This window comes from Streptomyces sp. SID3212, assembly GCF_009865405.1.
GTDB lineage: Bacteria > Actinomycetota > Actinomycetes > Streptomycetales > Streptomycetaceae > Streptomyces.
In genome coordinates this window covers 1-2,049 of sequence record NZ_WWJY01000660.1, presented here as the reverse complement: position 1 = coordinate 2,049, position 2,049 = coordinate 1, and the positions used below count along the sequence as shown (strand labels likewise).

Annotated in this window: 1 protein-coding gene; it reads left to right on the top strand. The window is 76.4% G+C overall.

From position 1 onward, the window contains the following. Nucleotides 1-61 precede the first annotated feature (61 nt). Nucleotides 62-2,049, top strand: a 1,988-nt coding sequence (locus GT042_RS19975; protein ID WP_161310085.1) for a DUF6493 family protein, incomplete at its 3' end; no start/stop codon positions are given.

The window sequence follows — 2,049 nt, the reverse complement described above, 5'->3', positions numbered from 1 at the left end:
GGACGCGCTGCTGGTGGCCGGGGCGGGGTGCCAGCGGGGAGCGGCCTCGGCGGTCACCTGGATGGGAGCGTCCGATCTGCGCGCGGCGGACGGGCTGCCGACCGGTCCGCTGACCGAGGTCCTGTCGCACCAGGAGCCGGCCTGGCTCGCCGAGGTCGCCCACCGGCTGGCGGGCCGGGCGTCGACGGCGCAGGAGGACTATCCGCTGGTCTCCGCGCTGGTGCGGCTCGCGGGCTGCCAAATGCCGGTCACGGACGCGCTGACACGGGGGTGGGCGGAGGTGGTCTCGTCGTCCGGCGGCACGCCCCTCGCGGAGAACCTGCGGGCGGATCCGCAGGCGCAGGCGATGGTGCTGGGCCTCTTCGAGGTCACCGAGCTGCCCCTCGTGGTCCTGTGGCGGTCCGATCCCGACGTGGCGGGCGACTGGCCCGGCGTGCTGGCCGCCCTGGCCGGGGAAGGGGTGCTGGAGCGGGATCCGCTGGTGGCGGCCTGCCTCGCGCGGCTGCTGCGCGGCGGTCGCCCCCGGGACCTGCCCTTCTTCCTCAAGCTGCTGCGCCGGCTGGAGCTGACCGGGGAGGAGGAGCGCGCCCGCGCGGCCGACTGGATCGGGATGGTGTCCGACGGCGCGTCGACGGTGGCCGCCCTGGCCCAGGAGGTGCTCACCCGTCTCGCCTTGTCCGGGTCCCTCCCGGTGGGCGCCCTCGCGGAGATGTCGGGGTCGGCGCTGTTCCGCCCGGAGAAGAAGCTCGTCAGGGCGCAGCTCGTGCTGCTGGGGAAGGTCCTGCGGAGTGACCCGGGCGCGGCCGGTGTCCTGCTGCCGGTGGTTGCCGAGGCGTTCGGGCACGAGGACACCGACGTGCAGGACCGGGCGTTGAAGCTGGTAGCCCGTCACCTGGCCGCCGTGGAAGGGGAGGTGCGTGCCGGGCTGGCCTCGGCGGCCTCCCTGCTGGGTCCGGTGCACCGGTCACGGGCGGCCGAGGTGTTCGGCGGGCGGCCTGCGGCGGACGCCGAGCCCGATCCGTACGAGGAGATCCTGCCGCCCCCGCCGCGGCCGGCCCGTCTCGCGCCCGTGGCGGCGTCCCTCGCCGAACTGGTCGAGGAGGTGGCCGCGCTGGCCGGCGGACGCGGTGCGTCGTCCGCGTACCGGCCGGGTGGGATGGCCGCCTTCGAGCGGGCGCTGGACGGTCTCGTCCGGTACGCCCACGCGGATCGCGCGGCGCTCGCCGACGCGCTCCGGGACACCCTGGCGGGCAGCTGGTGGCTGAAGGACGACCCGGCCGCCGCGAACGAGACCTGGCTCGTCCGGCTGGCCGGGGTGGAGCGGGTGGCCGCGGCGGCGCTCGACCGGATCTCCGTACGGGGCCTGTGGTACGCGTACGCACACGGGCCGCGGTCCACGTGCTGCGCGCACGCCACCCTGGACAACGTGGTCGAGGCCCGTCTGGCGGAGGTCGCGTACCTGGTCAGGACCAAGTCGCTGCCGTTCCTGCTCGCCACTCCGACCTGGTCGACGGGGGCGGTGGATCCGGACGTCCTGGTGGAGCGGCTGCGTACGTACCAGCGCCTGTGTGCCGCTCCCGCCGCGGTGGACTTCGCCCAGGCGTTGGTACGGGTGCGGCGCGGCGCGGCCCCCGAGACGGTCCGCGCGGCCGCGGCGCTGGGTACGCCGGAGGGGGACCGGCTCGCGGCGTGGCTGGTCGAGGAGGTCCCGGCGCCCGGGCTCAAGGGGGCGGACGAGCCGGAGCGGGAACCGGAACGCGGGGCACGGTCCGAGGGTGGGTACGGGTGGCTCGGGGCGAAGGGCAGAGCGGGGCGCCTGCTGGCGGAGACGCGGCAACGGCTGGTCGCGCGGCGGGACTTCCCCCCGGCCTTCCGCTGGCTGGGCCAGGCGTCCGCCCCATCAGGGGCCTGCTCCCACTGGGACACGGGTGTGACGCACTGGCCCGGGGTACTGCCCGAGGACCGCGAGACCCTCGCCGCCTGGCTGCTGCCCGACGTCGTGGCCTGTGCCGGGACCGGCCGGCGGGGCGGAGCCTGGTGGCTCCCCCT